Here is a 21,630-nt window from a genome sequence, read left to right on the forward strand (position 1 = left end):
TTGACCAGGTTGGCCGGGCGCTGTCCGGCCAGGGCCGCCAGCAGGTTGTCGACGGCGCAGCGGGCCATGGCCTCGCGGGTCTCGAAGGTCGCCGAGCCGATATGCGGGGTGGCCACCACATTGTTCAGCTGCAACAGCGGCGAGTCGTGGCCCAGGGGTTCACGCTCGAACACATCCAGCCCGGCCGCGCGAATCCGCCGTTGTTGCAAGGCCTCGATCAGCGCCTGTTCGTCCACCACCTTGCCCCGGGAAATATTGATGAAGATGCTGTCCGGGCGCATCAGGGCGAACTCTTCGCGGCCGATCAGGCCCTGGGTCTGGTCCGTCAGCGGCAGGGTCAGGCAGATGAAGTCGGCCTGTTGCAGCAGCTCCGGCAGGCTGCAGTAGCGGGCGCCGAAACGCTGCTCCACCGCCGGCTTCGGGCTGTTGCTGTGGTAGATCACCGGCATGCCGAAGCCGAAATGGCCGCGCTGGGCCAGGGCTTCGCCGATCCGCCCCATGCCGATGATGCCCAGGGTCTTGCCGTGCACGTCGCTGCCGAAATGCAGCGGGCCGATATTGCGGTTCCACTGGCCGGCGCGCACCAGGTTGGCCAGCTCCACCACGCGCCGGGCGCTGGCCAGGATCAGGGCGAAACCGGTGTCGGCGGTGGTTTCGGTGAGCACGTCCGGGGTGTTGCTGAGCAGGATGTGGCGTTGGGTCAGGTAGTCGATGTCGTAGTTGTCGACACCCACCGACACGCTGGCCACGGCTTCCAGGTACGGCGCCAGGTCCAGCAGTTCGGCATCCAGGCGCAGGCTGGCGCCGAGCAGGCCCTGGGCCGAGGGCAGGGCGCTGCGCAGCTTGGCCAGGCCCTGGGCGCCGAGGTCTTCGATCAGGGTCACCTGGGCCTGCTCATGCAGGCGGGCCATCAGCGGCGGCGAGAGTTTCTTGTACAGCACGACCTGTTTTTTCATGGGGTTCACCTTGTTCGATTCAGGAATGCGCCAGGCGGCGACGTACCGGCAGCGCGGTGCGCTTACGGTCGCTGGCGCCCGGGTTGAGGAAGATGGTCAGCAGCACCGACAGCAGCAGCGCGCCGCTCATCAGCAGGTAGGAGGCACCCGGCGAGCCCGTGGCGCTGTTCAGGTAACCCACCAGGTAGGAGCCGCCGAACGAGCCCAGGGCGCCCATGCTGTTGATCAGCGCCATGGCGCCGCCGGCGACATTGGCCGGGAGGATCTCCGGGACGATGGCGAAGAACGGCCCGTAAGGCGCGTACATGCAGGCACCGGCGATCACCAGCAGGGTGTAGGACCACCAGAAGTGCTCGGCGCCCAGCAGGTAGGAGCCGTAGAAGGCGAAGGAGGCGATCAGCAGCGGCGGCCAGACGAAACGCTTGCGCTTCTGGATCCGGTCCGAGCCCCAGGACACCCCGAGCATGGCGATCACCGCGGCCAGGTAAGGCAGCGCCGACAGCCAGCCGGCCTCGACCATGTCCATCTGCGCGCCGTGCTTGAGGATCGACGGCAGCCACAGCACGAAGCCGTAGACGCCGATGCTCCAGCAGAAGAACTGCAGGGCGAGGATGATCACCTTGGGCGAGCGGAAGGCCTCGGCGTAGTTCTTCACCGCCTTGATGCCCACCTGTTCGGCGGCCAGGGCGCTTTCCAGGTCGTGTTTTTCCTGGTCGCTGAGCCATTTCGCCGCGCTCGGGCGGTCATCGGCCAGGCGCCACCAGATAAAGGCCCAGAGCACCGCCGGCAGGCCTTCGATGATGAACATCCAGCGCCAGCTGAAATGCTCCACCAGGTAGCCCGAGACCACCGACATCCAGAGCATGGTCACCGGGTTGCCGAGGATCAGGAAGGTGTTGGCCCGCGAGCGTTCGGCCCGGGTGAACCAGTGGCACAGGTAGACCAGCATCGCCGGCATTACCGCGGCCTCGACCACCCCGAGCATGAAGCGGATGGCGATCAGCATGTAGGCGTTGGACACCACGCCGGTGAGGGTGGCCAGGCCGCCCCAGAGGATCAGGCTGACGAAGATCAGCTTCTTCACGCTGTGTTTCTGCGCGTAGATCGCCCCCGGTACCTGGAAGAAAAAGTAACCGAGGAAGAACAAGGCGCCCAGCAGGGACGACAGCCCCGGGGTGATCATCAGGTCGGCGGCCATCCCGGAGGCGGCGGCGAACCCGTAGTTGGCGCGGTCCAGGTACGCCAGGCTGTAGGTGATGAACACGATGGGCATGATGTACCACCAGCGGCGGGTGGCGAGTTTCAGCGTTTGCATAAGGGTGCTCCTGAGCTTGTTGTTTTTGTCGCAACAGGTAACGCGTTGGTTCAGTGGTTGTATGGGGTGTTCAAGGGCCGATCGCGAGTCGGCAGGCCTTCCATGTCGCCCCGGCTCTGCACCGCGCGGCTGCCGATCCAGTTGGCGCGCTGCACGGCCTCGGCGACGCTGTGGTTCTCCAGCAGGGCGCTGATCAGGCCGACGGCGAAACCGTCGCCGGCGCCCACGGTGTCGACCACCTGGGTCACCGGCACGGCCTCGACGAAACCTTCGTGCAACGGGGTGCGGTAATAGGCGCCATGGGCACCGAGCTTGATCGCCACCGCCTCGACGCCCTGGTCCAGGTAAAACGCGGCGATGTCGGCCGGGTCTTCATAGCCGGTCAGCAGGCGGCCTTCGCTCAGGCCCGGCAGCACCCAATGGGCGAGCACGGCCAGGCGGTTGATTTCGTGGATCATCAGTTTTTCGCTGCCCCACAGGCTGGGCCGCAGGTTCGGGTCGAAGGACACACTGCGGCCGGCCGAGCGCATTCTGCTCATCAGGCTGTGGGACAGGTCGCGGGCCGAGGCCGACAGTGCCGGGGGAATGCCGGTGGCGTGCAGGTGACGGGCGCGCAGCAGTTCGGGGGCGATGTCGGCGATGCTCAGGTGGCTGGCCGCCGAACCGCGGCGGAAGTATTCCACCCGCGGATCGTCGCCGTGCTCTTCCAGGGACTTGAGCTGGAAACCGGTGGGGTGTTGCCGGTCGGTGGCGACGAAACGGCAGTCCACGCCTTCGGCCTGCAGGCTGTCGATGACGAAACGCCCCAGGGAGTCGGCGCCGACCCGGCTCAGCCAGCCAACCTTGAAACCCAGGCGCGACAGGCCGATGGCGACGTTGCTGTCGGCGCCGGCGATGCGTTTGTGGAAGTGGCCGACCCGGGCCAGGTCGCCGCTCTGTTCGGCGACGAACATCGCCATGGTTTCACCGAACGACAGGATATCGAGCTCAGACATGGGCATGCTCCAGGCGGGACTGGCCAAGGCGGGCGAGGGTGGCGACGTGTTCGCGGGTCAGCTGCACCAGGTCTTCGCCTTGCAGCGGGTATTCCACGGCCCGGGTCACCCCTTGAGTCATGTGCCGCAGCAATTGTTCCCACAGATGCAGGTCGGCCATGCCCGGCGGTATCGCCACCAGCTTGCCGTCGGCACGCCGGGCCACGGCCTTGCAGTGCACGTAGCCGACATAGCGGCCCAGCAGGCGCGCGGCGGCGGAGGCGGACTGGTCCTGCCACTGCCAGTTGCCGATGTCGAAGGTCATCTGCACCGGCAGGCGGTGGCGCTCGACCTCGGCGAAGAAGCGCTGGAAGGGTTCGATGCGCCCGCCGTGCAGGGTCTGGTCGTTTTCCACCAGCAGTTGCACCGGGGACTGCGCCAGCAGCAGGGCCAGCTGGGGCAGGTCGTTGTGCTCGGTGAAATACCCCAGGGATACCTTGAGGCTTTTCGCACCGAAGGCCTCGGCCCGTTGCAGCGCCTGTTCCAGCAGCGGGTTGGCCCGGGAACGCCCGGCCACCCAGAGTTCCAGCGGCGAAGAAAACACGCTTTCCAGTTGCTGCTCGCGGGTGGCCTGGGCCAGTTGGGACGGGTCTTCGACGGTCAGCAGCTCTTCGCGCCATTCGATGCGCGACGCGCCGGCGGCGGCCAGCACCTCGATGAAACTGCCCTGGCCCTGCTCACGGACGCGGTCGGCGCCGTAGCTGGAAAGGCTGATGGAGACAGGCGATTTATTCATGGTCATAGCCTCTGAAACCGGTTTCATTTGTTCTCAAAAAAAAGCCCCACAAAAGAAGCTCATTTCCCTATCTTCATGCCTGCGCGATCCCTTGTAGCCGCTGCCGAGCGCAGCGAGGCTGCGATCGAGGCCGAAGGACTCGCCAGGCAGGCACCGTGTTTCCCCTGTTCCTGCGAGGTGTCAGGTTTTGCGGCAACTGCGTTGCCGATCGCAGCCTCGCAGGCTCGGCAGCGGCTACACCGGCACCGCGATCCCTGCGCTGCCGAAGGGCAACAACCTTGCCCCGAGTGTTATAGGGTTCCTCGCTGTCGGGTGGAGCCGCGGACGATCAGCTCGGCCGGGAAGTCCAGCACCCGCAGCGGCTCGACATCGCCGCGCAAGCGCTTGAGCAGGCACTCGAAGGCGCTGGCGCCGATGCGTTCGGTGGGCTGGGCGAGGGCGGTGATGCCGGTGCCCACCAGCGGATACCAGTCGAGGTCGTCGAGGGCGATCAGGCCGATCTCGTCGAACAGCGCGCAGCCCAGCTCGCGCAAGGCCCGGGTCGCGGCCAGGGCGGCGACGCCGTTGGCGCAGAACAGGGCTTTCGGCCCGGGGCCGGGGGCGGCGAGGAACGCTTGCAGTTGCTGGTTCAGCGCGGCACCGGTTTCCACCGCCGCGCCTTGCAACGCTGGATGCTGCTGGATCTGCGCCTTGAAGCTGTTGCTGCGCTCGATCCGCGAACTGGTGCCGTCATGGGGTTCGCTGACCAGCAGCAGGTCGCGATAGCCGCGCTCTTGCAGGTGTTCGATGGCGCTGCGCACGGCTTGCGGGTTGTCCAGGCCGACCAGGTCGCTGTGCAGCTGCTCGACCTTGCGGTCCACCAGGACCATGGGCATTTCCCGATGCAGTTCGCGCAGTTCGTCCAGATGATGGCCGAGGGTATTCACGATCAGCCCTTCGATGTTGTACGAGCGCAGGTTGGCCAGGTGTTGGCGCTCCTGCTCGTCGTCGCGGTCGGTGTTGCACACCACCAGGCTGTAGCCGTGCTGGCGGCAGGCGGTTTCCACGCCATGCATCACGGCAATCGAATAGGGGTTGCGGATATCGGCCACCAGCATGCCGATCAGGCGCGTGCGCCCGCGTTTCAGGCCGCGGGCCATCTGGTTCGGGCGGTAGCCCAGTTCGGCTATCGCCTGTTCGATGCGCAGGGCGATGGCATCGGAGAGCAGGGCGCGGTCTTCGCCGATAAAGCGCGACACGCTGGCCTTGGAGACCCCGGCGCGTTCGGCGACATCGAGCATGGTGACGCGGCTGCGCTGGGCGGCGGAAAAACTGTTCACGGGCGGCGACCTGTCTTTGGCGTTCTTGTTATGGGCGTATCCGTTCCAGGTGCGACGTTCTGCCGCATCGCTGAAACCGGTTTCAGGAAACAGCAAAGCGCTTTCGCCGTCAAGCGCGATCAGCGCCAGCGGGATGAAAAAAATGTCATGCGGCCGAGCGCGGGTGGTCTTCTTTGGCAGAGGGAGGCGTCTGGCACCTGCGTTGCAGGTGATCGCGGGCAAGCCTCGCTCCTACAGAGAACTCACAAGTCTGTAGGAGCGAGCGGGCGGCGATCCGACTTGCTCGCGATAAGGACTACGCGGTGTCGTTGAAAAAAAGCTATTCGAGGCAGCCCCGCAGGTAGTCGAGCAGGACGCCATACAGCGCATCCACCTCCGGCGCCAGGCCCCGGGCCCGCAGGCAGCCATGCACCAGGCCGAGGCCCGGGTACAGCTGGCTGTGGCCGCCGGCGGCCAGCAACCGTTGGTGATACAGCGCGCCGTCGTCGCGCAGCGGGTCGAACTGCGCCAGGGCGATAAAGGCGGCGGGCAGGCCACTGAAATCCGTGGCCAGCAAGGGCCGGGCATAGGGCGAACGCTGGCTCGGGCCGGGCAAATACAGGGCCTGGTAGGCGTCCAGGTCGTTGCTGCCGAGCAGGGGCGCGTCGGCGCACTGGCTGCGCGAGGGCAGGTCGGCGGCGCCACCGAGGCCGGGGTACAGCAGCACCTGGGCGGCGGGCAAGGGTTCGCCGGCATCGCGCAGGGCCAGGCACAAGGCCGCGGCGAGGTTGCCGCCGGCGCTGTCGCCGATCACCAGCTGTCGCCGGGCTTCCAGGGCAAAGGGGCTGGCGCCGGCCTGCAAGGCGCGCCAGGCCGCCAGGCAATCGTCGAAGGCGGCGGGAAACGGATGCTCGGGCGCCAGGCGGTAATCCACGGCAATCACCAGCACCTGCAGCTGCGCCGCCAGGTAGGCGGTGATGAAATCGTGGGAATCCAGGTCGCCCACCACCCAGCCGCCGCCGTGCAGGTACAGCAGGCAGGGCCAGCCATCCGCGGGTGTCGGGCTGGTGGGGCAATAGGCGCGCGCCGGCACCCCGGCCAATTGCAATTCGCTGATCCGCAGGTTGTCGGGGCGGGGCGGAGTGAACGCCTGGCACATGCGGCTGTAGCTGTCGCGCCAGCCCTTGAAGCTGCTGTCGGGGCTGGTGAAACTCTGCGTCCTGGCGACGAAGGCGGCGAGTTGGGGGGAGAGCGGGTAGTGGCGCATGGGCAGGGGAGGTCCGTTGTCTGGAAGAGGGGCATCACGAAGTCGAGCACCGACCGGCTGCTCCTACAGGGAATGGCGCAAATATCTGTAGGAGCGAGCTTGCTCGCGATAAGGCCGGCAGGACGTCACTATTTCAAGCTGGCCTGCACAGCCGCCACGCCATCCTTGCCGTCGAAGCTGCTGACCCCGGCCAGCCAGCGTTGCAGGTCCTCGGGGTGTTCGCGCAGCCATTGCCGCGCCACGTCCTGGGGCGTCTTGCGTTCCATGATCGGCACCATCAATTGGCTTTCCTGGGCCGCGCTGAAGGTCAGGTTTTCCAGCAGGCGCTGGACGTTGGGGCAGCGCTCGGCGAAGTCCGGCGCGGTGACGGTGGACACGCTGGCCGCGCCTTCGTTGGGGCCGTAGACGTCTTCGCTGCCGGTCAGGTATTCGATCCGCATATTGATGTTCATCGGGTGCGGGGTCCAGCCGACGAAGACCACGAACTCCTTGCGGTTGATCGCCCGTTGCACTGCCGCGAGCATACCGGCCTCTCCGGACTCCACCAGCTTGAAGCCCTTGAGGCCGAAGCGGTCGCTGTCGATCATCGTCTTGAGGGTGGTGTTGGCGCCGCTGCCGGGCTCGATGCCATAGATCTTGCCGCCCAGTTGCTCCTTGAAGCGGGCGATGTCGGCAAAGGTCTTCAGGCCCGCGGCGGCGACATAGTCCGGCACGGCGAGGGTGGCCTGGGCGTCGGCCAGGCTCGGCTTATCCAGGACCTTGACTTGCCCGGCCTCGAGGAACGGCGCGATGTTCTTGTCCATCGCCGGTTTCCAGTAGCCGAGGAAGGTGTCCAGGCGCTTGTCGCGGATGCCGGCGAAGATGATCTGCTGCACCGCGCTGGTCTGTTTGCTGTCGTAGCCCAGGCCGGTCAGCAGCACGTCGGCCATGCCGCTGGTGGCGATGACGTCGGTCCAGTTGACCACGCCCATGCGCACGGTCTTGCAGGAAGCGGGCTCGCTGGCCCAGGCATTGGCGCCGAGCAGCAGGGCGCCGCAGAGAAGCGGGAGACAAGGCTTGAACAGGGTTTTCATCACAGGGTCTCGTCCGGCAGGTCGTTATTGTCAAAGGCGGCGTCTTGTTGCGCCGTGCCCACCACTTTAGGTAACGCAGACCGTTATGAAAGCGCCCTGAGGCGACCGGCTCTTGCACTGGGGCGACTCAGTTCAGGCCCACAGGCTGGCCCAGGCCGAGGCCAGCAGCAATAGCGCCATGCCCTGGTTGAAACGCTGCATGGCCCGCGGCGAGCGCAGCAGCTGGGCGGAGCCGGCGCCGAGCAGCGCCCAGGTGCCGAGGCAGGGCAGGGACACCAGGAAAAACACCAGCGACAGGTACAGCACCCGGCCCTGGTGTTCGCTGCCGTTGCCGGCGAACACGCTGGCCACGACCAGGGCCATCATCCAGGTTTTCGGGTTGACCAGTTGCAGGCTGGCGGCGCCGAGCAGGCCCAGGCGTCGGTGTGGGGTATCGGCCTGTGGGTCGAGGGACGGGGCCGGGGCGCGGAAGATCTGCCAGGCCAGGTAGCTCAGCCAGATCACCCCGGCCCAGCGCATGGCACTCGGCAGCCCGGGCACTTCCATCAGCGTGCGGCCGAGGCCGCTGCCCACCAGCATGACGATGCCGGCGGCGGCCACGCAGGCGCCGAGCACGATCGGCAGCGCGGCCTTGAAGCCGTAGCGGGCGCTGTTGCTCAGCACCAGGATATTGGTCGGCCCCGGGGTGATCGAGGCGACGAAGGTGAACAGCAGGAAGGGCAGCAGGGTGGATAGGGAAGACAACATCGCAGGCAGGCTCCAGTGAAGATCGATGAAGGCGATCTTCGCCGGCGCGGGTTCAGGCGTCTGGAAGGTTTGAGCAGCGCTTGCGGTAGGCCGCCGGGGTCAGGCCGTAGGCGCGGACGAACCAGCGACCCATATGGCTCTGGTCGGCGAACCCCAGGGCCATGGCCACCTCGGCCGGTTGTGCGCCTCGGGCCAGCAGGCGCCGGGCCTTGGCCAGGCGCAATTGCACCAGGTAGGCGTGGGGCGGCAGGCCATAGGCGGCCTTGAAGGCGCGGGTCAGGCGGAAGCGGTCGACGCCACAGACCGCGCCCAATTCGTCCAGGCTGATGTCCTGCTGGGCATGGGCATGCAGGTAGTCGCGGGCCTTGTGCGCCACCAGCGGCAGGCGCGGGTCCTGGTGGTAGCGCTTGCGCCAGTGCAGGTGCCCGGTGAGCTGGTCGAGCAGTTGGTCCATGGCACTCTGGCGGACGATGCGCAGCTCGCCGTGGTGCAGGCTGTGGAAGGCCGTGCTGGTGGCCTGGGCCAGGCGCTGGTCGCTGGCCAGGGTGCTGGCGAAACTCAGCTGGCTGTCGGCCGGCGCCTCTTCGAACAACGCGCTCAGCTCACGCTCCAGCCACTGCGGGTCGAGGTACAGCATGCGGTAGGTGAAGCCGCCTTCGGTGGGCGCGTCGCCGTCGTGGATTTCCCCGGGTTCGAGCAAAAACACCTTGCCCGGGGTGCTGTGAAAACGCTCGCGCCGACAGTGGAATTGCTGCACGCCTTCCTCGGTCACACCCACCAGGTAGCTGTCATGCCAGTGGGGGTCGTAGGCATGGCCGGTGAAATGGGCGCGCAGGGTCTCGATGCCGGTGTCGGCGTCCTGGGCCAGATCGATCCAGTTGTGCGCGTTCATGGAATATCCGTGACGAGGGCGGGAACGCCAGTTAGCGCCCGCCGGCCGGGGCAGATCTAGAACATTTGTGCGGCATCAGCCGAACAGCCCGGCGGCGATGTTGATGGAAAACCCGAGGATCGCGGTGTTGAACAGAAAACCGATCAGCGACTGGGCCAGGACGATCTTGCGCAACTCGCGGGTGGCGACGCCGACGTCGGAGGTCTGCACCGCCACGCCGATGGTGAAGGAGAAGTACAGGAAGTCCCAGTAGTTGGGGGTGGTCAGGCCTTCGGCGAAACGCAGGGCCGGGCCCTTGCCGCCCCAGGTGTAGTAGAGGCGGGCGTAGTGCACGCTGAAGATCACCCCGATCAGCAACCAGGAACCCAGCACCGTCAGGCCGGTAAAGGCGTAGTGCAGCAGGCGTCGGCCGGTTTCCAGGTCCTTGCTGCCGGCCAGGGAGAAGGTGATGGCGGCGAGGCTGGCGATGGCCGCGATGCACACCATGAACAGCACCAATCCGGCATTTTCGTCCTCGACCTCGGCGATGCGTTTCACGTCGTCGGCCCTGGACCGTGCGGTGAGCCAGCACATCAGCGCCAGGTAGCTCCAGACCCCGGCGTTCCAGCCGATGAGAATCTTGCTGATCAAGGTGTCGGCCGGCACCAGGATGCCCGCGGCCAGGCCGATAAAGGCGCCGATAGTCAGGCGAGGGTGGGTACGTACAAGAAGGGACATGACGGCTCGCTGTGGCGGATTTGCCGCAAACCTTAGCATGCCGGCCCTGTAGCCGCAGGGCCGGCGGCACCCTGCGGTCACATAGGTCTTCTTCTGTAGGAGCGAAGCTTGCTCGCGATAAGTCCTCAACAATAACGCGGTGCGTTGAAGACCCGCCGCATGACTATTCGGCTGCTCCTGGCGCCGCGACGCCCGCTTGTTTGTCACTGCGGCGCCTGACCAGCTTCATCACCACCACGAAGAACACCGGCACGAACACCACCGCCAGGGTCGCGGTGATCATGCCGCCGATCACCCCGGTACCGATGGCCTGCTGGCTGGCCGAGCTGGCGCCGCTGGCGATGGCCAGGGGCACCACGCCGAGGATGAACGCCAGCGAGGTCATGACGATCGGCCGCAGGCGCAGGCGCGCGGCCTGCACCGTGGCGTCCACCAGGTCGTGGCCTTCGTCGTACAGGCTCTTGGCGAATTCGATGATCAGGATCGCGTTTTTCGCCGACAGGCCGATGATGGTGATCAGCCCGACCTTGAAGAACACGTCGTTGGGCATGCCACGCAGGGTCACCGCCAGGACTGCGCCAAGCACGCCCAGGGGCACCACCAGCAGCACCGAGGTCGGAATCGACCAGCTCTCGTACAGCGCCGCCAGGCACAGGAATACGATCAGCAGCGACAGCCCCAGGAGCAGCGGCGCCTGGCTGCCGGACAAGCGTTCCTGCAGCGACAGGCCGGTCCATTCCTGGCCCAGGCCGGCCGGCAGCTGGCTGACCAGGCGCTCGATTTCCGCCATGGCCTCGCCGGTGCTGTGGCCCGCGCTCGGCTCGCCGGAAATGCTGATGGCCGGGTAGCCGTTGTAGCGGGTCAGCTGGGTCGGGCCCTGGGTCCAGCGCGCCTGGGCAAAGGCCGACAGCGGCACCATCTTGCCGAGGTTGTTGCGCACATGGATCTTCAGCAGGTCTTCCACCTGGCTGCGTCGATCGCCCTCGGCCTGGACCACCACCCGCTGCATCCGCCCCTGGTTGGGGAAGTCGTTGATGTAGCTGGAACCGACCGCGGTGGACAGCACATTGCCGATGTCGGCAAAGGACACGCCCAGGGCATTGGCCTGCTTGCGGTCGACTTCCAGGTGCACCTGCGGCGCCTCGGCCAGGGCGCTTTCGCGCACGTTGACCAGGATCGGGCTCTTTTCCGCGGCGGCCAGCAATTCGGTGCGGGCCTGCATCAACGCGGCATGGCCGATGCCGCCGCGGTCCTGCAGGCGGAACTCGAAGCCGCTGGAGGTGCCCAGGCCGTCCACCGGCGGTGGCAGCACGGCGTAGGAAACCGCGTCCTTGATTTCACTGAAGGCGGCGTTGGCCCGGTCGGCGATGGATTGCGCCGAATCGTCGCTGCCGCGCTGTGACCAGTCCTTGAGGGTGGTGAAGGTCAATGCGGCGTTCTGCCCGCTGCCGGAGAAGCTGAAGCCGAGAATCACCGTACTGTCGCCGACCCCCGGTTCGCTGGCGTTGTGCGCCTCGATCTGCTCCACCACCTGGATCGTGCGGTTCTTGCTCGCGCCCGGTGGCAATTGGATGTCGGTGATGGTGTAGCCCTGGTCTTCCACCGGCAGGAACGAAGAGGGCAGGCGGCTGAACAGCAGCCCCAGGCCTACCAGCAGCACCCCATACACCAGCAGGTAGCGGCCGCAGCGTTTCAGCGCATAGGCGACCCAGCGCTGGTAGCCGTCGCTGAGGTGTTCGAAGCGCCGGTTGAACCAGCCGAAGAAGCCGCCTTTTTCATGGTGCTCGCCCTTGGCGATCGGCTTGAGCAGGGTGGCGCACAGGGCCGGGGTCAGGGTCAGGGCGAGGAAGGCCGAGAACAGGATCGAGGTGGCCATCGACAGCGAGAATTGCTGGTAGATGACGCCCACCGAACCCGGCATGAAGGCCATCGGCAGGAACACCGCCACCAGCACCAGGGTGATGCCGATGATGGCGCCGGTGATCTGCTGCATCGCCTTGCGCGTCGCCTCCCGGGGCGACAGGCCCTCGCTGACCATGATCCGCTCGACGTTCTCCACCACCACAATGGCGTCGTCCACCAGGATGCCGATGGCCAGGACCATGCCGAACATGGTCAGTACGTTGATCGAGAAACCCAGCGCCAGCATGGTGGCGAAGGTGCCCATCAGCGCCACCGGCACCACCAGGGTCGGGATCAGGGTGTAGCGGATGTTCTGCAGGAACAGGAACATCACCGCGAACACCAGCAGCATGGCTTCGCCCAGGGTGTAGATCACCTTGGTGATCGAGACCTTGACGAAGGGTGAGGTGTCGTAGGGGATCTTGTATTCCACGCCGGCCGGGAAGTAGCGCGACAGCTCGTCCATCTTCGCCCGGATCAGGGTCGCGGTGTTCAGGGCATTGGCCCCCGGCGACAGCTGCACGCCGACCGCAGTGGAAGGCTTGCCGTTGAGGCGGGTGGAGAACTGGTATTCCTGGCTGCCGACTTCCACCCGGGCGACATCGCCGACGCGCACGGTGGAGCCGTCCGGATTGGCCCGCAAGACGATGTCGGCGAACTCTTCCGGGGTCGACAGCTGGCCCTTGACCAGCACCGTGGCGGTGATTTCCTGGCTCGAGCTGCCCGGCAGGTCGCCGATGCTGCCGGCCGAGACCTGGGCGTTCTGCGCGACGATCGCCGCGTTGACGTCGGCCGGGGTCAGGTTGAAGCCGATCAGCTTCTGCGGGTCGATCCACACCCGCATGGCGCGCTCGGCGCCGTACAGCTGGGCCTTGCCGACCCCGTCCAGGCGGCGGATCTCGTTCATCACGTTACGCGCCAGGTAGTCGCTGAGCGCGGTGTCGTCGAGCTTGCCATCGTTGGAGGTGAGGGTGATCAGCAGCAGGAAGCCGGCCGAGACCTTTTCCACCTGCAAGCCTTGCTGGGTCACCGCTTGCGGCAGGCGCGGCTCCACCACCTTGAGGCGGTTCTGCACGTCGACCTGGGCCATTTCCGGGTTGGTGCCCGGCTGGAAGGTGGCGGTGATGGTGGCGCTGCCCAGGCTGCTCTGGGACGAGAAGTACAGCAGGTGATCGGCGCCGTTGAGCTCTTCCTCGATCAGGCTGACCACGCTTTCGTCCACGGTCTGCGCCGAGGCGCCCGGGTACACGGCGTAGATCTCGATGCTCGGCGGGGCGACGTCGGGGTACTGCGCCACCGGCAACTGCGGGATGGAGAGGGCGCCGGCCAGCAGGATAAACAGGGCGACCACCCAGGCGAACACCGGACGGTCGATAAAGAATTGCGGCATGAGGGTTCCTACCTACTGTCCAGTGGTCTGGGCAAGGGGAAGAGGGCTGTCGTCGATCTGCACCTTTTCGCCCGGACGGGCGTGCTGCAGGCCCTCGACGACGATACGGTCGCCGGCCTGGAGGCCGTCGCTGACGATCCAGCGGTCCTTTTGCGCGGCGCCCAGTTGCACCGGGCGCTGCACCACCCGCTGCTCGGCATCCACCAGCAGCACCTGGGCGATGCCGGCGCTGTCGCGCTGGATGGCGCGCTGCGGCACGCTGATGCCCTGGCGGTTCACCGCCTGCTCCAGGCGCACGCGAATGAAGCTGCCGGGCAGCAGGTCGAGGTCCGGGTTGGGAAACTCGCTGCGCAGGATGATCTGGCCGGTGCTCGGGTCGACGCTGATGTCGGCGAACAGCAGCTTGCCCGGCAGCGGGTAGAGGCTGCCGTCGTCCTGGATCAGCGTGGCCTTGGCCTGGTCCTGGCCGACCTGCTGCAACTGGCCGGCGCGGAAGGCCCGGCGCAGGTCGTTGAGCTCGCGGGTCGACTGGGTGAGGTCGGCGTGGATCGGGTCCAGTTGCTGGATCAGCGCCAGCGGCGTGGTTTCGTTCTGGCCCACCAGCGCGCCCTCGGTGACCAGGGCGCGGCCGACGCGCCCGGAAATCGGCGCGGTGACGGTGGCGTAGCCCAGGTTCAGCCGGGCACGCTGCACGGCGGCCTGGTTGGCGGCTACCTCGGCGGCGGTCTGGCGCGCGTTGGCCCGGGCGTTGTCGTATTCCTGGGCGCTGATGGCCTTGTCTTCGATCAACTGGGCGTAGCGCTGTTCCTGCAGCCGCGCCTGGAAGGCGTTGGCCTCGGCCTTGCGCAGGCTGGCCAGGGCGCTGTCGAGGTCGGCCTTGAACGGTGCCGGGTCGATGCGAAACAGTACGTCGCCCTGCTTGACGTCGGTGCCTTCGCGGAAGGTCCGTTGCAGCACCACGCCGGCCACCCGCGCACGGACCTCGGCGATGCGCGGCGCGGCGATGCGCCCGCTCAGTTCGCTGCTGATCGACAGCGGGCGAGTCTCGATGGTTTCGATCCGGACCTTGGCCAACGGCGCCTGTTCCTCGGCGGTGGAGGCCTTGTCACAAGCGCTCAGCGCGGCTGCCAGCAACAACAGGCAGAACGGCGCAAACAGGTTTTTCGACATGCTGATACCCCAATGATGACTGCGGCATGCTAAGGGCATGCCGCAAGAACCGCTGTGAAGCTGTGTAGGTGCTGTGTGAAAAAGTGTGAAGCGAATGCTCGGGCGCGCGCGAGGTTGTATATCCTTTGTGCCTCGCTGATCGGGCGGCGGCTTCCCAGGGAACACTCTAAGGAACGTTGTCGCTGTGTTTTTCTTCACTCAAAGACGCTCATTCCCATGCCCAACATTCTTCTGGTCGAAGACGACCCCGCGCTCTCTGAACTGATCGCCAGTTACCTGGAGCGCAACGGCTATCAGGTCAATGTCATCAGCCGCGGCGACCAGGTGCGTGAACGGGCGCGGGTCAATCCGCCGGACCTGGTGATTCTCGACCTGATGCTGCCGGGCCTGGACGGCCTGCAGGTCTGCCGCCTGCTGCGGGCCGACTCGGCGTCGCTGCCGATCCTGATGCTGACCGCCCGTGATGATAGCCACGATCAGGTGCTGGGTCTGGAAATGGGCGCCGACGATTATGTGACAAAACCGTGCGAGCCGCGCGTGCTGCTGGCGCGGGTGCGTACCCTGTTGCGCCGCAGCAGCCTCGGCGAGCCGCAGACCGCCAGCGACCGGATCCTCATGGGTAACCTGTGCATCGACCTGTCGGAGCGCACCGTGAGCTGGCGCGATCAATTGGTGGAACTGTCCAGCGGCGAGTACAACCTGCTGGTGGTGCTGGCCCGGCATGCCGGCGAGGTGCTGAGCCGCGACCAGATCCTGCAACGCCTGCGGGGCATCGAGTTCAACGGCACCGACCGCTCGGTGGACGTGGCGATCTCCAAGCTGCGGCGCAAGTTCGACGACCACGCCGGCGAGGCGCGCAAGATCAAGACCGTGTGGGGCAAGGGCTACCTGTTCAGCCGTTCCGAATGGGAATGCTGAGTCGATGCTGAGAATCCTGATTCGCCTGTACCTGGTGACCATCGTCTCGTTCAGCGCGGCGATCTACCTGGTCCCGGAGCTGGTGGTGAAGGTCTTCCACGAGCGTTTCATCACCTACAACCTGGACTATTCCCGGGGCCTGCAAAGCCTGATCGTCAAACAGTTTCGCGGCGTACCCGCAGAGCAGTGGCCGGCCCTGGCCGCGGAAATGGACCAGGAGTTCCAGCCGCTGCACATCGTCCTGACCCGCAACGACGATGCCGATTTCACCCTGTACGAGCGCGAACGCCTGCAACGCGGCGAGAACGTGGTGCGGGTCGGCGACTGGGGCTGGCGTACCCTTGCGGTGGCGCCGCTGGACGAGCAGATGGCGGTGCAGATGGTGGTGCCGCCGGACCCGATCGACGTCAGCCTGCTGTACTGGAGCATCAACGTGCTGATCGGCGCGACCATGCTTGCCTGCCTGTTGCTCTGGCTGCGGCCGCACTGGCGCGACCTGGAACGCCTGAAACACGCCGCCGAGCGCTTCGGCAAGGGCCATCTGAGCGAGCGCACGCAGATCCCCTCGAGCTCCAACATCGGCAGCCTGGCCAATGTCTTCGACACCATGGCCGGCGACATCGAAAACCTGCTCAACCAGCAACGCGACCTGCTCAACGCGGTGTCCCACGAGCTGCGCACGCCCTTGACCCGGCTCGACTTCGGCCTGGCCCTGGCGCTCTCCGACGACCTGCCGGCGACCAGCCGCGAACGCCTGCAAGGGCTGGTGGCGCACATTCGCGAGCTCGACGAACTGGTGCTCGAGCTGCTGTCCTACAGCCGGTTGCAGATCCCGGCGCAGTTGCCGGAGCAGGTCGAGGTGTCGCTGGACGAGTTCATCGACAGCATCCTCGGCAGCGTCGACGACGAGCTGGAATCCCCGGACATCGTCATCGATGTGTTGCTGCTCGGCAGCCTGGAGCGTTTCACCCTCGATCCGCGGCTGACCGCCCGGGCGATCCAGAACCTGCTGCGCAACGCCATGCGTTATTGCGAAAAGCGCATCAAGGTCGGGGTGCAGGTCAGCGACAGCGGCTGTGAAATCTGGGTCGACGACGATGGCATCGGCATTCCCGACGATGAGCGCGAGCGGGTGTTCGAGCCTTTCTACCGCCTGGACCGCAGCCGCGATCGCGCCACCGGCGGCTTCGGCCTCGGCCTGGCGATCAGCCGCCGGGCCCTGGAAGCCCAGGGCGGGACCCTGACCGTCGAGGCCTCGCCGCTGGGCGGCGCGCGTTTCCGCCTGTGGCTGCCAACGCCGGCCTGAGCCATGCCGGGCATCCCCAGCGACGGGAAGGCCCGGCAGTCGGCGTTATGGAAGAGGCTGCATCAGCACAGCGCGGTCGGCTGTAGCTCGCTGGCCTTGATCAGGTTCACGCCTGCCGCGCGCATCTGCCGGGTGGCCTTGTCCAGCGAGCCGTCCATGTCGATGGCCCGGCAGGCATCGACGATCACGAAGGTATTGAAGCCCGCCGCCCGCGCATCCAGCGCCGACCAGGCCACGCAGTAGTCCAGGGCCAGCCCCACCAGATACACCGTGTCGATGCCGCGCTGGCTCAGGTAGCCGGCCAGGCCGGTCGTGGTGCTGCGGTCCGCCTCGACGAAGGCCGAGTAACTGTCGATATCCGGATTGCAACCCTTGCGCAGGATCAGCTGGGCATGGGGCAGGTTGAGTTTCGGGTGCAGTTCGGCGCCACGGCTGGCCTGCACGCAATGGTCCGGCCAGAGCACCTGCGGGCCATAGGGCAGCTGGATGATGTCATTCGGCGCGTGGCCTTCGTGGCTGGAGGCGAACGAGATATGCCCGGCCGGGTGCCAGTCCTGGGCGATCACCACCTGCTTGAAGTGGCCGCCCAGGCGATTGATCAAGGGCACGATCTGGTCGCCCCCCGGCACCGCCAGCGCGCCGCCGGGGATGAAGTCGTTCTGTACGTCGATGACCAGCAGCGCCTTGCGTGAGCGACGGCTGCTGGAGGTTTTGGTCGTAGGCATGTGCAAGCTCCCTGGGGTTGAACGATCAGTCCATTCTCCGAGAGCATAGCGCGCCCGGTCCATGGCACCGCTCCGCCGGTCAGGGCATGGGCGCTGCCTGACGTCAGGCCTGGTTGCCAGCCACAATGGCCGCTTCGTCGCGGCCCTGCTGGGCCAGGCCATTGGCGTAGTCGCCGCGCTCGGCGTCCGGCAATCGGGTGGTGCGCTGGCTGACGCAGCGCTGGTTCCTGCTGTCCCAGACCTGGCCGTCCGGGCAATTGGGGGCGGCCGCCAGCACGCTCGCCAGCAGGCTGCCGGCGAGCAGCAGCGGGGCGCCGAAGGCGAGGGGAGGGAGGTTCATCGCGCAGTCTCCATTCGGATAGCGGTCCCCCCATTAAAGGTCCATCGTCCTGGCCGCGCCGCCCAAACTGACAGATTTTTCATGCCGTCAGTCGCCTGGGCGGGGCTATGCTGGGCAGCATTGGCCAATGACCTGGAGGCGACCGATGAAAGACCCGCAACCTTCGATCCATCACGCTGCCGCCGACGGCTACAAGGGCGCGGCCGACACCTATGTGCGTGGCCGCCCGGATTACCCGCCGGCGCTGGACCAGTGGCTGCGCGCCCGCCTGGGCTTGCAGGCCGGCCAGGTGGTGGTCGATCTCGGCGCCGGCACCGGCAAGTTCACCGGGCGTCTATTAGCCACCGGGGCGCGGGTGATTGCCGTGGAGCCAGTGGCGCAAATGCTCACCAAACTCGCCGCCAGCCATCCCCGGGCCGAAGCCCTGAGCGGCGCCGCCACTTCTATTCCGCTGGCCGACGAGTCGGTGGACGCGGTGGTCTGCGCCCAGGCCTTTCACTGGTTCGCCAGCCATGAGGCGTTGAACGAAATCGCCCGGGTGCTCAAGCCGGGCGGCCGCCTGGGCCTGGTGTGGAACCTGCGCGATGCGCGGGTGCCGTGGGTGCAACGCCTGGACCGGATCGTCAACGCCCTGCAAGGCGACACGCCGCGCTATTACACCGGAGCCTGGCGCCAGGCCTTTCCCCATCCGCTGTTCACGCCCTTGCAGGAGCAGCATTTCAGCAACAGCCACAGCGGCGCGCCGGAGAATGTGATTTTCGACCGGGTGCGCTCCACCAGTTTCATCGCCGCCTTGCCGGATGCGGAGCGGGCGCAGGTCGACCGGCAGATCGCCGCTCTGATCGCCGAGGAGCCGGAGCTGCGAGACAAGTGCGTGGTCAGCGTGCCTTACGAAACCGCGGCGTTCTGGGCCAACAAAATCCCGTGATCGCGCAATCCCATTGCCCGCAACCTTCCTGTAGGAGCGAGCTTGCTCGCGATGAGCGCAAAGCGCTCGCCTTGAAGATCACCCGTTTAACCTGTGAGTACGCGCGGGTCAGGAATTGAGCGCTACGCGCTCTATCGCGAGCAAGCTCGCTCCTACAGGGGCCGCAGTGTTGCCAGTCCCGGTTTTGGCCGATGCGCTGCCTTACTGCGCGGCATGGGCCCTTGCTATAGTTCGGGCCTCATTTTTTTTGCCCGCTAAGGAATGCTGCCCATGTCCGAATATCAAGCCTTTCGCGTCGAACTTGCTGACAACATCGCCCATGTGCAGATCAACCGTCCGGAAAAGATCAACTCGATGAACGCCGCGTTCTGGAGCGAGATCGTCGAGATCTTCCGCTGGATCGACGACACCGACGCGGTCCGCGTGGTGGTGTTGAGCGGCGCCGGCAAGCACTTTTCCTCCGGCATCGACCTGATGATGCTGGCCGGGGTGGCCAACGAACTGGGCAAGGACGTCGGGCGCAACGCGCGCCTGCTGCGGCGCAAGATCCTGCAGCTGCAGGCGTCCTTCAATGCCGTCGACAACTGCCGCAAGCCGGTGCTGGCGGCGATCCAGGGTTACTGCCTGGGCGGCGCCATCGACCTGATCGCCGCTTGCGACATGCGCTACGCCGCCGCGGACGCGCAATTCTCGATCAAGGAAATCGATATCGGCATGGCCGCCGATGTCGGCACTTTGCAACGTTTGCCGCGTATCATCGGTGACGGCATGCTGCGCGAACTGGCTTACACTGGACGCACCTTCGGCGCCGAGGAAGCGCGCAGCATCGGCCTGGTCAATCGCACCTACGCCGACAGCGAAAGCCTGCTCGACGGCGTGATGGGCATCGCCTGGGAAATCGCCAGCAAGTCGCCGATCGCCGTCAGCGGTACCAAGGAAATGATCAGCTACATGCGCGACCATCGCATCGACGACGGCCTGGAATACATCGCTACCTGGAACGCCGCCATGCTGCAATCCACCGACCTGCGCGTGGCCATGGCCGCCCATATGAGCAAACAGAAACCTGAATTTCTGGATTGATTGAACATGACTTCACGCTGGACCACCGCAGTACTGGATATCGACCTTCCCGGCGGCTGGGCCGTGGCCCGCGGCCCGCAGGGCTTTCTGTTCGACGACAACGGCGCGCTGTTCCCCCGCGAATGGCTCAAGCGCCAGGACCTGCCGATCCTCGCCGAGCACGGCATCGGCCACCTGGATGGCGAGCCGGTCTACCTGCTGGAACTCAAGAGCGTTTCCGAGGTGCCGGGATGCAACTGGAAAGGCCTGCGGGCGTTCATGCTCGACGGCGACCACACCCTGTACAAAGTCCTGGGCTATGCCGCGCAGATCGGCACCTGGGCCCGCGAGCACCGCTTCTGCGGCAACTGCGGCCAGCCCATGACCCAGGTGATGCGCGAGCGGGCGATGTACTGCGAGCCCTGCGACCTGCGCAGCTACCCACGGATCTCGCCGAGCATGATCGTGCTGATCACCCGTGGCGACGAGGTGCTGCTGGCCCGTTCGCCGCGCTTTGTCCCCGGGGTCTACAGCACCCTGGCCGGGTTCGCCGAGCCGGGCGAGTCGGCCGAGGACTGCCTGGTGCGCGAGGTGCGCGAGGAGGTGCAGATCGAGGTCAAGAATATCCAGTACATCGGCAGCCAGTGCTGGCCGTTCCCGCATTCGATGATGCTGGGGTTTCATGCCGAGTACGCCGGTGGCGAGATCGTGCCGCAGGAAGACGAGATCGAGGATGCGCAGTGGTTCAACGTGCATGCGTTGCCGCCGCTGCCGGCGTCGCGCTCGATTGCCCGCTACCTGATCGATCTGTATGTGGCCCGGCGCCTGGGGTTGGCGGAGCCTGTACTGCCGGGTTGAGCGCCGGCTGGAAGGAAGCTGGAAGAAAACGGGGCGGGCGAATCCATTGGGTTCGCCCGCTGTCGTTTCAGGAGGTCAGACGGCGCTGAACCAGTGCTGCCAGGCCAGGCGCACGGTCAGGCCCAGGACCACGGTGATGAACACCGGGCGAATGAATTTCGCGCCGCCGCTGATGGCGGTGCGGGCGCCGAAGAAGGCGCCGACCATCAACGACAGGCCCATGCTCAGGCCGATGGCCCAATCCACCTGGCCCGAGAAAATGAAGATCGACAGCGCCGCGGCGTTGCTGACGAAGTTCATGCTGCGCGCCACGCCGCTGGCCTTGACCAGGTCGATGGGGTAGAGCAGCAGGCTGCTGACGGTCCAGAAGGCGCCCGTGCCGGGGCCGGCCACGCCGTCGTAGAAACCGAGACTGAAGCCCTGGGTCGATTGCCACTTTTTCTTGATCGGCGCCTCGCTGTCCAGCGGCGCTTTCGGCGTGCCGCCGAACAGCAGGTACACGCCACAGGCGAAGACAATTACCGGCAGCATCTTGTTCAGCCATTCGGCCGGCAGGTAATGGGCCACCACCGCGCCGGTCAGCGCGCCCACCAGGGTGCCGACGATGGCGTGGGTCCATTGCCGCGGGTGGAACAGCTTGCGCCGGTAGAAGGTGAAGCTGGCGGTGGCCGAGCCAAAGGTCGAACTCAGTTTGTTGGTGCCCAGCACCAGGTGCGGCGGCAGGCCGGCGGTAAGCAGCGCAGGTGTGGTGAGCAGGCCGCCACCGCCGGCGATGGCATCGATAAAGCCGGCAATGAAGGCAACGAGAGCAAGAATGGCGAGGGTGGTCAAATCTACGCTGAGTTCGAAAGGCATGGGATCGACTTATTTCGGCGGGGCGCAGAAAAGCTGCGCGAAGGGTCGGTATCTTACCCATAACCTCGGATGCCTGCGACCGCCCCATACTTGTAGGAGCGAGGCTTGCCCGCGATGAGGCCCTTATAAACGCCACAATTC

Annotated in this window: 20 protein-coding genes; 5 read left to right on the forward strand and 15 right to left on the reverse strand. The window is 66.2% G+C overall.

Going from position 1 to position 21,630, the window contains the following annotated elements:
• From DK261_RS21730 to DK261_RS21785, 12 genes are all read right to left on the reverse strand, one after another.
• A partial coding sequence (locus DK261_RS21730; protein WP_110176970.1) for a D-glycerate dehydrogenase occupies nt 1-956 on the reverse strand: 956 nt, incomplete at its 3' end.
• Nucleotides 957-975: 19 nt separating this feature from the next.
• On the reverse strand, nt 976-2,271 hold the full coding sequence (locus tag DK261_RS21735; RefSeq protein ID WP_009049295.1) for an MFS transporter: 1,296 nt from the start codon (nt 2,269-2,271) through the stop codon (nt 976-978).
• Nucleotides 2,272-2,321: 50 nt separating this feature from the next.
• Nucleotides 2,322-3,266 carry a sugar kinase gene (locus tag DK261_RS21740; RefSeq protein WP_110176338.1) on the reverse strand — a complete coding sequence of 315 codons (945 nt, stop codon included), beginning with the start codon at nt 3,264-3,266 and terminating at the stop codon, nt 2,322-2,324.
• Complete coding sequence (locus tag DK261_RS21745) at nt 3,259-4,041, reverse strand: sugar phosphate isomerase/epimerase (protein WP_029526986.1); 783 nt, start codon at nt 4,039-4,041, stop codon at nt 3,259-3,261. The genes DK261_RS21740 and DK261_RS21745 overlap by 8 nt, the downstream gene beginning before the upstream one ends.
• A 290-nt stretch (nt 4,042-4,331) precedes the next feature.
• Entirely contained in the window at nt 4,332-5,360 is a 1,029-nt protein-coding gene (locus DK261_RS21750) for a LacI family DNA-binding transcriptional regulator (RefSeq protein WP_110176972.1), read from the reverse strand.
• A gap of 319 nt (nt 5,361-5,679) precedes the next feature.
• Nucleotides 5,680-6,606, reverse strand: coding sequence for an alpha/beta hydrolase (locus DK261_RS21755; protein WP_110176341.1), 927 nt, complete (start codon nt 6,604-6,606; stop codon nt 5,680-5,682).
• A gap of 128 nt (nt 6,607-6,734) precedes the next feature.
• Nucleotides 6,735-7,679 (reverse strand): choline ABC transporter substrate-binding protein, encoded by a 945-nt coding sequence (locus DK261_RS21760; protein ID WP_110176343.1) that lies wholly within the window; start codon nt 7,677-7,679, stop codon nt 6,735-6,737.
• Between the two features lie 132 nt (nt 7,680-7,811).
• The gene (locus DK261_RS21765; RefSeq protein WP_110176345.1) at nt 7,812-8,426 is read right to left on the reverse strand and encodes a LysE family translocator; all 615 of its coding nucleotides are present in this window, start codon (nt 8,424-8,426) and stop codon (nt 7,812-7,814) included.
• Between the two features lie 52 nt (nt 8,427-8,478).
• Nucleotides 8,479-9,318 carry an AraC family transcriptional regulator gene (locus DK261_RS21770; RefSeq protein WP_009049288.1) on the reverse strand — a complete coding sequence of 280 codons (840 nt, stop codon included), beginning with the start codon at nt 9,316-9,318 and terminating at the stop codon, nt 8,479-8,481.
• A gap of 75 nt (nt 9,319-9,393) precedes the next feature.
• Nucleotides 9,394-10,035: a DUF1345 domain-containing protein gene (locus DK261_RS21775; protein ID WP_101282619.1), complete on the reverse strand. Its 642-nt coding sequence runs from the start codon at nt 10,033-10,035 to the stop codon at nt 9,394-9,396.
• A gap of 163 nt (nt 10,036-10,198) precedes the next feature.
• Nucleotides 10,199-13,327 (reverse strand): efflux RND transporter permease subunit, encoded by a 3,129-nt coding sequence (locus tag DK261_RS21780; protein ID WP_101282618.1) that lies wholly within the window; start codon nt 13,325-13,327, stop codon nt 10,199-10,201.
• A 12-nt stretch (nt 13,328-13,339) separates the two neighbouring features.
• The gene (locus tag DK261_RS21785; RefSeq protein WP_009049285.1) at nt 13,340-14,497 is read right to left on the reverse strand and encodes an efflux RND transporter periplasmic adaptor subunit; all 1,158 of its coding nucleotides are present in this window, start codon (nt 14,495-14,497) and stop codon (nt 13,340-13,342) included.
• 216 nt (nt 14,498-14,713) lie between these two features.
• Between DK261_RS21785 and DK261_RS21790 the strand changes: the two genes are divergently transcribed.
• Together DK261_RS21790 and DK261_RS21795 are read left to right on the forward strand one after the other, a co-directional pair.
• Nucleotides 14,714-15,415, forward strand: coding sequence for a response regulator transcription factor (locus DK261_RS21790; RefSeq protein WP_007926528.1), 702 nt, complete (start codon nt 14,714-14,716; stop codon nt 15,413-15,415).
• A gap of 4 nt (nt 15,416-15,419) precedes the next feature.
• Nucleotides 15,420-16,721 (forward strand): ATP-binding protein, encoded by a 1,302-nt coding sequence (locus DK261_RS21795; protein ID WP_016704152.1) that lies wholly within the window; start codon nt 15,420-15,422, stop codon nt 16,719-16,721.
• Nucleotides 16,722-16,783: 62 nt separating this feature from the next.
• Here DK261_RS21795 and pncA read toward each other — a convergent pair whose 3' ends face one another.
• Complete coding sequence (gene pncA, locus DK261_RS21800; RefSeq protein ID WP_016704153.1) at nt 16,784-17,446, reverse strand: bifunctional nicotinamidase/pyrazinamidase; 663 nt, start codon at nt 17,444-17,446, stop codon at nt 16,784-16,786.
• Between the two features lie 103 nt (nt 17,447-17,549).
• Complete coding sequence (locus DK261_RS21805) at nt 17,550-17,786, reverse strand: hypothetical protein (protein ID WP_038632778.1); 237 nt, start codon at nt 17,784-17,786, stop codon at nt 17,550-17,552.
• 145 nt (nt 17,787-17,931) lie between these two features.
• Between DK261_RS21805 and DK261_RS21810 the strand changes: the two genes are divergently transcribed.
• The 3 genes from DK261_RS21810 to nudC all read left to right on the forward strand — a co-directional run bounded on the left by DK261_RS21810 (nt 17,932) and on the right by nudC (nt 20,634).
• Entirely contained in the window at nt 17,932-18,714 is a 783-nt protein-coding gene (locus DK261_RS21810; protein WP_038632776.1) for a class I SAM-dependent methyltransferase, read from the forward strand.
• Nucleotides 18,715-18,984: 270 nt separating this feature from the next.
• Nucleotides 18,985-19,797: a crotonase/enoyl-CoA hydratase family protein gene (locus DK261_RS21815; RefSeq protein ID WP_009049280.1), complete on the forward strand. Its 813-nt coding sequence runs from the start codon at nt 18,985-18,987 to the stop codon at nt 19,795-19,797.
• Between the two features lie 6 nt (nt 19,798-19,803).
• Entirely contained in the window at nt 19,804-20,634 is an 831-nt protein-coding gene (gene nudC / locus DK261_RS21820; RefSeq protein ID WP_009049279.1) for an NAD(+) diphosphatase, read from the forward strand.
• Between the two features lie 75 nt (nt 20,635-20,709).
• Here the strand turns inward: nudC and DK261_RS21825 are convergent, their stop codons facing one another.
• Nucleotides 20,710-21,489 carry a TSUP family transporter gene (locus DK261_RS21825; RefSeq protein WP_009044159.1) on the reverse strand — a complete coding sequence of 260 codons (780 nt, stop codon included), beginning with the start codon at nt 21,487-21,489 and terminating at the stop codon, nt 20,710-20,712.
• Nucleotides 21,490-21,630 lie beyond the last annotated feature (141 nt).

It is taken from the genome of Pseudomonas sp. RW409 (assembly GCF_003184125.1).
Lineage (GTDB): Bacteria > Pseudomonadota > Gammaproteobacteria > Pseudomonadales > Pseudomonadaceae > Aquipseudomonas > Aquipseudomonas chlororaphis_I.

Coding starts and splice junctions, on each gene's coding strand:
- DK261_RS21735 (WP_009049295.1), bottom strand. CDS start 2,271: ATGCAAACGCTGAAACTCGCCACCCGCCGCTGGTGGTACATCATGCCC.
- DK261_RS21740 (WP_110176338.1), bottom strand. CDS start 3,266: ATGTCTGAGCTCGATATCCTGTCGTTCGGTGAAACCATGGCGATGTTC.
- DK261_RS21745 (WP_029526986.1), bottom strand. CDS start 4,041: ATGAATAAATCGCCTGTCTCCATCAGCCTTTCCAGCTACGGCGCCGAC.
- DK261_RS21755 (WP_110176341.1), bottom strand. CDS start 6,606: ATGCGCCACTACCCGCTCTCCCCCCAACTCGCCGCCTTCGTCGCCAGG.
- DK261_RS21760 (WP_110176343.1), bottom strand. CDS start 7,679: ATGAAAACCCTGTTCAAGCCTTGTCTCCCGCTTCTCTGCGGCGCCCTG.
- DK261_RS21765 (WP_110176345.1), bottom strand. CDS start 8,426: ATGTTGTCTTCCCTATCCACCCTGCTGCCCTTCCTGCTGTTCACCTTC.
- DK261_RS21770 (WP_009049288.1), bottom strand. CDS start 9,318: ATGAACGCGCACAACTGGATCGATCTGGCCCAGGACGCCGACACCGGC.
- DK261_RS21775 (WP_101282619.1), bottom strand. CDS start 10,035: ATGTCCCTTCTTGTACGTACCCACCCTCGCCTGACTATCGGCGCCTTT.
- DK261_RS21780 (WP_101282618.1), bottom strand. CDS start 13,327: ATGCCGCAATTCTTTATCGACCGTCCGGTGTTCGCCTGGGTGGTCGCC.
- DK261_RS21785 (WP_009049285.1), bottom strand. CDS start 14,497: ATGTCGAAAAACCTGTTTGCGCCGTTCTGCCTGTTGTTGCTGGCAGCC.
- DK261_RS21790 (WP_007926528.1), top strand. CDS start 14,714: ATGCCCAACATTCTTCTGGTCGAAGACGACCCCGCGCTCTCTGAACTG.
- DK261_RS21795 (WP_016704152.1), top strand. CDS start 15,420: ATGCTGAGAATCCTGATTCGCCTGTACCTGGTGACCATCGTCTCGTTC.
- pncA (WP_016704153.1), bottom strand. CDS start 17,446: ATGCCTACGACCAAAACCTCCAGCAGCCGTCGCTCACGCAAGGCGCTG.
- DK261_RS21805 (WP_038632778.1), bottom strand. CDS start 17,786: ATGAACCTCCCTCCCCTCGCCTTCGGCGCCCCGCTGCTGCTCGCCGGC.
- DK261_RS21810 (WP_038632776.1), top strand. CDS start 17,932: ATGAAAGACCCGCAACCTTCGATCCATCACGCTGCCGCCGACGGCTAC.
- DK261_RS21815 (WP_009049280.1), top strand. CDS start 18,985: ATGTCCGAATATCAAGCCTTTCGCGTCGAACTTGCTGACAACATCGCC.
- nudC (WP_009049279.1), top strand. CDS start 19,804: ATGACTTCACGCTGGACCACCGCAGTACTGGATATCGACCTTCCCGGC.
- DK261_RS21825 (WP_009044159.1), bottom strand. CDS start 21,489: ATGCCTTTCGAACTCAGCGTAGATTTGACCACCCTCGCCATTCTTGCT.